Below are 8,630 nucleotides of genomic sequence, written 5' to 3'. Positions count from 1 at the left end.
GCCTCTCGGGGTTGCGGGCGGGGTGGTGGATTGGGGGGGGGGGGGGGGGGGGGGGGGAGGGGGGGGGGGGGGGGGGGTTGGTTCCCCCCCCCCCCCCGCCGTCGTGGTTCGCCGCGCCGCCGGTCAGACCGGCTCGCCGAGGCACCCCGGGGCGAAGACCTCGTCGATCAGCATCGCCGGGGCCCCTCCGATCACCACCCGGTACCGCCGGGCGGCACCGCCCTGCGCCACGGCGGCCGTCGAGGAGACGATCTCGCGGAACGACTCGATCCGGTGCCGGCGCAGCAGCCGCCCGATCGGCTCGTCACCGCCCAGCAGATCCGTCCGCAGCGGCGCCGGCAGCGCCTCCACCACCAGGAGCGTCCTGGCCCTCACGTGCACCAGGCCCGACCGGGCACCGACCAGCTCGGTGGTCCGCGACAGCAGCACCCGGCCGGTCGGGACCGTCAGCAGGCGCGCGACCTCCTCGTCCGCCGGCTCCGGCGCATGGGTCAGCCCGGCGGTCACGATGCGCTCTCCCACCACCTGCTCGACGAGCGGCGTGACCGTGCCGTCGCAGGAGAGGATCAGCCGGCCGATCAGCCCCAGCCGCCCCGGACCCGGCGGGGCCGCAGGGGTGTCGGCCATGGCGGGGGGGCGGTTCACCGGGCCACCTCGCGGTGGATCGGCTTGCCGGTGGCCGAGCGGGGAATCGACGGGACCTCGGTGATCCGCCGGGGCACCTGATGGGGTGCCAGCCGGTCGCGGCACCACCGCACCAGCTCGGGCGCCGGAGCCCGCAGCACCACCTCGGCCACCGGCACCTGTCCGTGCGCGCGGTCCGGGGAGGCCGACACCCGGACGTCCGCCACCGCCGGGTGCTCCGCCAGCACCCGCTCGATCTCGACGGGGGCGACCTTCTTCCCCGCCACGTTGATCAGGGTTCCGATCCGCCCGGCCAGGCGGAGGGCGCCGTCCGCGGCCGGCGGCAGGGCGAGGTCCCCGGTGCGGTACCGGCCCTCCTCGTCGAGATCGAGCGGCACCAGGCCCGCCGGACCGATCCGGCCGAAGGCCAACGAGGTGGTCCGCAGCCGGAGTTCGCCTCGCGGCAGGTCGTCGTCGGCCGATTGCACGACCTCGGCCGCCACCCCCGGCAGCGGCACCCCGACCCAGCCGTCGGCCTCGCCACCGGAGACCGGGGCGAGCGTGACCGCGCCCGCCTCCGAGGAGCCGTAACAGTTGTGCAGACGGAAGGTGAAGCGTTCGGCGATCGCGGCGGCCACCCCCGGCCCCAACGGCGCGCCCGCCGACACCGCGAGCGCCAGGCCGGGCGGCGTGGCCAGGCCCTCGCGGGCCGCGGCGGCCTGCGCCAGCAGCGCGTAGTGGAAGGGCAGCGCGATGAGCGTCCGCGCGCCATGGCCGTGCACCGCCGCCAGCAGCCGGGACGGTACCGACCTGACCGGGCAGAACCGCACGGGCGCACCCAGCACCAGCGGCGCGATGAGCCCGTAGTTGAACCCGTAGGCGTGGAAGAGCGGCGCCGCCACCGCGACCGGGGCGTCCGGCCCGTAGCCCAGGAAGCCGCCCACCCGCCGGGCGTCCGCCAGCACGGCGGCGGAGGTGCGGACCACACCCGTCGGCACACCGGTGGAGCCGGACGTCAGAAAGACCTGGGCGCCCGCCGGCACTCCGTCCGGCAGGTCCGAGCGGCCCTCCCCGGTGAGCCGCAGCGAAGGCTCCTCGGACAGGGCGGTGCCGCCGACGTGGTCGGCCGGCCCGTCCTGGGCGATCGGGCCGACGGCACCGCCGGGAGCCGCGGCATCACGGTGCACCAGCGGCACCCCGGCCAGATCGCAGCCCAGCACCAGGACCGCCGTCGCCGCCGGGTCCGCCGTCCGCGCCACCACGCTCTCCCCGGGAACGTCCCGTCGGGCCAGGGCGGCGGCGACCCGCTCGGCCGAGGCCAGCAGCTCACGGTAGGTCCAGACCCGGCCGTTCGCGACCAGCGCGGTGGCGTCGGGCGGTGCGCCGTTGTCGCGAACGGCTTGGACGATCCTGGTCATGGCCGGGCCTTTCGGAGTACTGCGGGAAGATCGTTCAGTGAAGCGAGCCGGCCGGGACCGGGCGGGCCCAGGAGAAGGGTCGCGGCGACCCCGGCCGCGGCTCCCTGCCGCGCGTCGGCGGCGCTGTCGCCGACGTACACCGCCTCTTCGGGCGCCAGAGCGAGCCGCCGCAGCGCGAGCAGCAGGCCGTCCGCGGCCGGCTTGGGGCGCGGAGCGTCCTCACGGGCCACGGTCAGATCGAGCGGCAGGCCGCACGCGTCGAGCAGCAGCCTGGCGTGCGCACGTGAGCGGCCCGTGCAGATCCCCAGCACCAGCCCTCGCGCGCGCAGCAGCCCGACCACCTCCCGCGCCCCGGCCATCGGCGGCGCGGGAGACGCCCCGCCCGCCAACTCCTCCCGGAACGCGGCATCGTAGGCCCGCGCCGCCTCACCCAGCAGACCCGCCGGCACCAGCACCGCCAGCGTCTCCAGATCCGTCGGCCGCTGCGCCGCGGCCAACCGGGCGCCGCTCGGCTGCTCCAATCCGACGGCCACCACGCTGCGCCGCAGGCACCGCAGGTGCAGCGCCCAGGAGTCGACCAAGGTCCCGTCGAGATCGAACACCACCCCGCGCACGATCCGCCCCGGGGACGCGCCGGTGGCGGGGGGCCGGGCCGGGGCCGGGCCGGTCGGCGGCGCGGGGCTGGTCACTGGGCTCCTGCCAGGCCGGCGATGTCGGCGCTGGGGGTGTTCTCGGCGACCGCGAGGGCGGCGTTGACCAGGCCGGCGGCGAGGGCGGCGCCGGAGGCCATGCCGAGGCGCATCTCCAGGCGGAGCAGCGGGGGCTGGCCGAGGGCGGCCAGGACGTGCCGGTGCGAGGGTTCGGTGGATTCGTGGGCGGCGATCAGGTATCCCGCCGCCGCCGGGCAGAGCCGGACGGCGAGCAGGGCCGCGACCGCGGTGATGGCACCGTCGACGAGGACGACCTGCCGGCGGGCGGCCGCCGCGAGGATGAGGCCGGTGTTGCCGGCGATCTCGTAGCCGCCGAGCGCGGCGAGCACCGTGAGCGGGTCGTCGGGCAGCCGGGCGGTCCGGGTGAGCGCCTGGTCGACGAGGGCGGCCTTGCGTTGGACGGTGGCCTGCGGCACGCCCGAGCCGAGCCCGGTGAGTTCGGCGGCGGGAAGGCCGAGCAGCCGGGCGGCGAGCGCGGTGGCGGCCGTGGTGTTGCCGACACCGATCTCCCCGACCGCGACCAGCCCCGCGTCGCCGAGGCGTTCCGCGGCGAAGCGGGCGCCGGCGGCGACCGCGCGGGCGGCCAGGTCGGCGGTCATGGCGTCCTGGACGGAGATGTCGGCGGTCCCGGGCGCGATCTTGTAGCGCTGGTCGCCGACCGGGTCGACGAGACCGAGGTCGGCGGTCTCGACACGGGCCGGGAGGCGGTCGGCCAGGATGTTGACCGGCGCCTGCCCGCCGTCGATCAGGCGCAGCACCTGGCTGGTGACGCCGGGTCGGAAGCGCGAGGTGCCGTGCGCGGCCACGCCGTGGTCCCCGGCCAGCACGCTGACGACGGTGGCCAGCGGGCCGGGGGAGGCCGTGCGGCGGATGCCCGCGACCCGCTGGACGAGGGTGTCGAGCCGGCCCAGGCTGCCGGCCGGGCGGGCGAGGGCGAGCTGGCGGACCTGAGCGAGCCGGGCGCTGCGGCGGTCGGGGGCGGTGACGGAGTCGCAGAGGCCGGCGATCCGTTCGCGGTCGGTCGCCCCGTCCGTCGAGCGGCCGTCAGCCATCGGCCCGCCCTTCGGTGAGTTCGAGGCAGAGGTCGGAGACCCCCTGGGCGAAGCGCCGGTTGGTGAAGTGCTCGGCGACCCGGGCGCGGGCGGCGGCGCCGCGCCGGGCGGCCTCGTCCGGGTCGGCGAAGGCCTGGCGCAGGGCGTCGGCGAGGACCGCCGGGTCGAGGACCCGGGCACCGGAGGGGCCTTCGACCGGGACGGGGTAGCCGAACTCGGGGCCGGGCACCAGCTCGCGCAGCGAGTCCACGGCGGTGGCGACGACGGGGCGGCCGAACGCCATCATCTCCGCGCAGACGTAGCAGAACGACTCCCAGAGGCTGGGCACCACGGCGACGTCGGCGACGGACATCCAGCCGAGCGCCTCCTGCCGGGGAACGTCGCCGAGGAACGTCACCCGGTCGGCGAGGCCGAGCCGCCCGGCGAGCTCGCGCAGCGGCCGCTCCTCCGGGCCGACGCCGACCAGCGCGAGGTGCGGCCGTACGGCGGTGCCGTCCGGCCGCCGGACGGCACCGAGCAGGTCGAGTGCGGTGAGCAGCTGTGCGTAGCCCTTGACGGGGACGAGCCGCCCGCAGCCGACGAGGAGCGGCTCGGAGCCGATCGCGAGGGCCTCGCGGCGGCGGTGCCACCGCGGGTCCTGTTCGACGGCCCGGATCTCGTCCGGGTCGACGCCGAGGTGGATCACCGAGTGCGGCGCGGTGTTCTCCGGGTAGTAGCCGGTGATCGCGTCGGACAGCGCCCGGCTGATGAAGACGGTGTGGTCGCTGGTCAGGACGGCCTTGCGTTCCAGCCCCACCAGGTGCGCGGCGTCGGCGGCGACCCCGCTGGTGACGCGGTGCTTGTCGCGGTCGTACGGGGTGATCGCGCGGAAGTCCTGGAGCAGGACGTTGACCAGCGGCACGCCGTGCCGGCGCGCGAACATCGCGGCCTCGGGGTGGCAGAAGAGGTCGGGCAGCGCGACCAGGTCGGGTGCCCCGGTCTCCTCGGCGAGCTGCTGCGCGGCGCTGTGGAAGCGCCGGTGGACGCGCAGGCTGTCGTCGGCGAGCCCGCTGCCGGCGTTGTAGACGACGTCGGTGCCGACGCGGTGGACGGTCACCCCGTCGATCCGCTCGCGGAGGTCGTCGGCGGCGCCGGGGCGGGAGGTGACGACGGCGACCTCCCAGCCCTCGGCGACCAGGCCGGCGGCGAGGTTGCGGGCGACGGTGCTGGTGCCGCCGACGGTGGTGGGCGGGTACTCCCGGGAGAAGACGACTGCCCGTCGTGTGCTGGTCACTGCTGTTCGCCTGCCCGTTCGTCGGTCTGCGTGAGGTGTGCGTCGAAGAGGAAGTCCTCGACCTGGGCCGAGGTCTGCTCGACCGGCGGGGTGCCCGCGCGGACGGCCCGGTGCCAGGCGACGACGGCGGCGGCCGAGGCGTCGAGGTCGTAGCGGTGGCGCCAGCCGAGTGCCTCGGCGGCCCTGCGGCCGTCCAGGCGCAGGAGTTCGTCCTCGGTGAGGCGGTTGTCCGGGTCGGCGGCCAGCTCGACCGGGTCGCCGCCGGCCGCGACCCAGGCCGCGTCGAGGGCGCGGGCGAGGTCGAGCACGGTCGCGCCGTCGCCGGGCGGCGCGAAGTTGAGGACCTCGCCGCCGGCGACCGTGCCGTCGCCCAGCCGGTCGGCGAGCAGCAGCAGGCCGTGCACGACGTCGAGGACGTGCTGCCAGGGGCGGACGGCGTCGGGGCGGCGCAGCCGTAGCGGGCGGCCCTCGTCGAGGGCCGCCAGCATGTCGGGCACCAGCCGGTTGGCGGCCAGGTCGCCGCCGCCGATGATGTTCCCGAAGCGGACGGAGGCGCCCCGGGTGGGTGCGCCGGTGTCGCGCAGCAGCGTCGCGTACGCCTCGAAGACCAGCTCCGCGCCGGCCTTGGAGACGCTGTACGGGCAGCCGCCGCCGAGTTCGTCGATCTCCCGGTAGGGCCACGGCCAGTTCCGGTTGCGGTAGCACTTGTCGGAGGTGACGTGGACGAGCACCCCGGGTGCGCACCGGCGAACGGCCTCCAGCACGTTGAGGGAGCCGCCGATGTTGGTGCCGAGGGTGGTGTGCGGGTCGGCGAGGCCGGCGCTCACGAGCGGCTGGGCCGCCAGGTGGAACACCACGTCGAACGGCCGCGAGGCCATGGTGCGGTGCACGGCGTCGAGATCGCGGACGTCGCCGACGACGGTGCGGGCGCCGAGCCCGGCGAGGCCGGCGCTGCGGTCCCTGGTGCGCTCGTCGTCGTCGGCCGCGAAGCCGGTGACGTCGGCGCCGAGCCGCAGCAGGGCGGTGGTGAGCCACGAGCCGACGAAGCCGCTGTGGCCGGTGACGAGCACCTGCCGGCCGCGCCAGCGCGGGGCGGGCCGGTTCAGGCCCGGACCGGGGTCGGCCATGGGAATCCCTCCTGTGCCGCCAGCGCCTCGGCGTCGACGAAGTCCTTGTAGGTGTCGAACGGCAGCCACCGCCCGTCGTGCACGACCGCGTCGACCTCGCCGGCCGCCGCGAGCGCGGGCAGCACGTCCTCCTCCAGGCCGAGTGCCGGGGAGAGCGCGCTGAGCAGGCGCGGTGAGCAGGCGAAGTAGCCGGCCGAGATCAGCGCGGGCTGCAGCGGCTTCTCGACGAACGCGGTGACCGACATGCCGGGGCCGACCACGATCTCGCCGTAGCGGGAGCGGACCCGGGTGGCGGTCATGGTGACGGCGGTGCCGCTCTCCTGGTGGCGCCCGAGCAGTCGGCGCAGGTCGAAATCGGAGAGCACGTCGCCGTAGCCGAGCAGGAACGGCCCGGGCCGCAGGTGCTCGGCCGCCGCCAGCAGGCGTACGCACTTCTCGGCGTACGGGCCGTTGTCGACGAGGGTGAGCCGGGTGCCACCGGCTGCGAAGCGGAGCCAGCCGGCGCCGGTCTCGACGTCCGCCGGGGAGACCGGGAACTCGTCCAGCAGCAGCCGCTCCATCGCCCGTGCCCCGTAGCCGGTGCACAGGACGAAGTCGTCGAGGCCGAACGAGCGGTAGTAGTCGAGTACGTGGAGGATCAGCGCCCGGCCGTCCGGGAGCGGGCGCAGCGGCTTGGGGAGGTCGTCGCCGTCGCTGCGCTGGCGCAGGCCGAGGCCGCCGCAGAGCAGCACGACCGTGGGCCGCTCGGAGAGGTGCCGGTCGTTCACTCGCCCGCCTTGCGGATGACCAGGCCGTGCAGGACGAGGACGTCCAGCTCGGTGGAGAGGAAGCAGCGCACCGCGTCCTCGGGCGACTCCACGATGGGCTCCTCGTTGTCGTTGAACGACGTGTTGAGCAGCACCGGGACCCCGGTGATCCGGTCGAAGGCGGTGATCAGCTCGCACAGTTCGGGGTTGAGGGCGGGCGTCGCGGTCTGCAGCCGCGCCGAGCCGTCGACGTGCGTGATCGCGGGGACGTCCGCCCGCCGGTCCTCCCGCACCCGCGGCACCAGCAGCATGTAGTGGGCGGGGACGGCGGTGTCGAAGTACTCGGACTGCCGGTCCTCCAGCACCACCGGGGCGAACGGCCGGAACGCCTCCCGGTGCTTGACCTTGGCGTTGATGCGGTCCTTCATGCCGGGGTCGCGCGGGTCGGCGAGGATGCTGCGGTTGCCGAGGGCGCGCGGCCCGATCTCGGAGCGGCCCTGGAACCAGCCGACGATGGCGCCGTCCGCGAGCTCGCGGGCGACCGTCGCGTACAGGTCGTCGGGGCGCTCGACCGTCAGCCGCGCGCCCCGCGCGGCGACGGCCGCCTCGATCTCGGCGTCGGTGTGCCGACGGCCCAGGTACGGGGAGAACAGCTCGGGCGAGGGGGCCCACGGGTGCCCGCCGAGCGTGTAGTGCCCGTACAGGGCGGCGCCGATCGCGGTGCCGCTGTCGCCCGCGGCCGGCACGATGTGCAGCCGCTCGAACGGGGTCTCCTGGAGGATCAGGTAGTTGGCGACACTGTTGAGGGCGACCCCGCCGGCCAGGCAGAGGTCCGTGGCGCCGGTCTCGTGGTGCAGCCAGCGGGCCAGCTCGACGACGATCCGCTCGGTGTTGGCCTGGACGGCGTAGGCGAAGTCCGCGCGGACACCGTCGGCGGCCTCCTCGCCGTCGGCGTTCGCGAGCTCCGCGGCGATGAGGGCGCGCACCGCCTCCTGCTGGGCGAGCGACTGGCGGAAAAGCCCGTCGTGCAGCTCGTACAGCCCGGCGAGCGCGTCGACGTAGCGCGGGGTGCCGTACGGGGCGAGGCCCATGGTCTTGCCGGGTGCGCCCATGCCGCCGACGGTGTGGAAGCCGATCTCCTTGGAGACGGCCTCGTACATCCAGCCGATGGAGTTCTCGTACGTGTCGTCGAGCCGGTGCGGCGCGGTCGCGACCCGGCCGGTCAGGCTGCGGACGGGGGTGAGGCCGCGGGCGTCGCCGCGATAGAAGGTGATGGTCTCGCCGTGCTGCTCGCCGTCACGCTCGACGGTGGAGCCGCGACCGTCCATCACCAGGACCGCCGCCTCCTGGAAGGGCGAGGTGTAGAAGGTGCTGGCGGCGTGGGAGAGGTGGTGGCCGATCCAGTGGATCCGGTCGCGGTGGCGCAGGGTGTAGACCGGGTTGATGAAGTCGTTGGCGACGATCAGGTCGACGTCCTGCGGCCCGATGCCGCCCTCGGCGAGGACGTAGTCACCGGCCCGGCACTGCTGCAGGCGCGGTCCGAGGCCGAACGCGATCTTCAACCGGACGAGGCGTTCCTCCTCGACGGCGGAGACGATGCGCCCGTCCTCCACCAGGCAGGCGCCGAAGTCGTGGTGGGACCCTCCGAGTCCGAGTATTCGCACGGGGGTTGTTCTCCTT

8 protein-coding genes are annotated in these 8,630 nt (G+C 75.5%); all 8 read right to left on the bottom strand.

Translation table 11 applies throughout. The features are described 5' to 3' along the window. Positions 1–123: 123 nt before the first annotated feature. Genes ACZ4UX_RS26705 through ACZ4UX_RS26670 form a run of 8 tightly spaced genes read right to left on the bottom strand, consistent with a single transcriptional unit; the run spans position 124 to position 8,614 of the window. A complete protein-coding gene (locus ACZ4UX_RS26705) occupies positions 124–645 on the bottom strand; it encodes a chorismate--pyruvate lyase family protein (protein ID WP_465708538.1) in 522 nt (173 codons plus the stop codon). Further along, positions 642–2,042: a class I adenylate-forming enzyme family protein gene (locus ACZ4UX_RS26700; protein ID WP_465708537.1), complete on the bottom strand. Its 1,401-nt coding sequence runs from the start codon at positions 2,040–2,042 to the stop codon at positions 642–644. Before ACZ4UX_RS26700 ends, ACZ4UX_RS26705 begins: the two co-directional genes overlap by 4 nt. Further along, positions 2,039–2,731 carry an HAD family hydrolase gene (locus ACZ4UX_RS26695; RefSeq protein WP_465708536.1) on the bottom strand — a complete coding sequence of 231 codons (693 nt, stop codon included), beginning with the start codon at positions 2,729–2,731 and terminating at the stop codon, positions 2,039–2,041. The genes ACZ4UX_RS26700 and ACZ4UX_RS26695 overlap by 4 nt, the downstream gene beginning before the upstream one ends. Continuing rightward, positions 2,728–3,804: a nicotinate-nucleotide--dimethylbenzimidazole phosphoribosyltransferase gene (locus ACZ4UX_RS26690; protein WP_465708535.1), complete on the bottom strand. Its 1,077-nt coding sequence runs from the start codon at positions 3,802–3,804 to the stop codon at positions 2,728–2,730. Before ACZ4UX_RS26690 ends, ACZ4UX_RS26695 begins: the two co-directional genes overlap by 4 nt. Continuing rightward, positions 3,797–5,077: a glycosyltransferase family 4 protein gene (locus tag ACZ4UX_RS26685; RefSeq protein WP_465708534.1), complete on the bottom strand. Its 1,281-nt coding sequence runs from the start codon at positions 5,075–5,077 to the stop codon at positions 3,797–3,799. Before ACZ4UX_RS26685 ends, ACZ4UX_RS26690 begins: the two co-directional genes overlap by 8 nt. Beyond that, positions 5,074–6,204 (bottom strand): CDP-glucose 4,6-dehydratase, encoded by a 1,131-nt coding sequence (rfbG, locus tag ACZ4UX_RS26680; protein WP_465708533.1) that lies wholly within the window; start codon positions 6,202–6,204, stop codon positions 5,074–5,076. The genes ACZ4UX_RS26685 and rfbG overlap by 4 nt, the downstream gene beginning before the upstream one ends. Beyond that, positions 6,180–6,971, bottom strand: coding sequence for a nucleotidyltransferase family protein (locus tag ACZ4UX_RS26675; protein ID WP_380388993.1), 792 nt, complete (start codon positions 6,969–6,971; stop codon positions 6,180–6,182). The genes rfbG and ACZ4UX_RS26675 overlap by 25 nt, the downstream gene beginning before the upstream one ends. Then, complete coding sequence (locus tag ACZ4UX_RS26670; RefSeq protein WP_380388991.1) at positions 6,968–8,614, bottom strand: carbamoyltransferase family protein; 1,647 nt, start codon at positions 8,612–8,614, stop codon at positions 6,968–6,970. The genes ACZ4UX_RS26675 and ACZ4UX_RS26670 overlap by 4 nt, the downstream gene beginning before the upstream one ends. Positions 8,615–8,630: the final 16 nt, after the last annotated feature.

Source organism: Kitasatospora sp. NPDC028961 (assembly GCF_055564815.1).
This window is presented reverse-complemented; position numbering and strand designations above follow the sequence as displayed.

Bases quoted from the DNA above. Each gene is read 5' to 3' on its own strand.
- ACZ4UX_RS26700 (WP_465708537.1), bottom strand. From the start codon at position 2,042: ATGACCAGGATCGTCCAAGCCGTTCGCGACAACGGCGCACCGCCCGAC.
- ACZ4UX_RS26690 (WP_465708535.1), bottom strand. From the start codon at position 3,804: ATGGCTGACGGCCGCTCGACGGACGGGGCGACCGACCGCGAACGGATC.
- rfbG (WP_465708533.1), bottom strand. From the start codon at position 6,204: ATGGCCGACCCCGGTCCGGGCCTGAACCGGCCCGCCCCGCGCTGGCGC.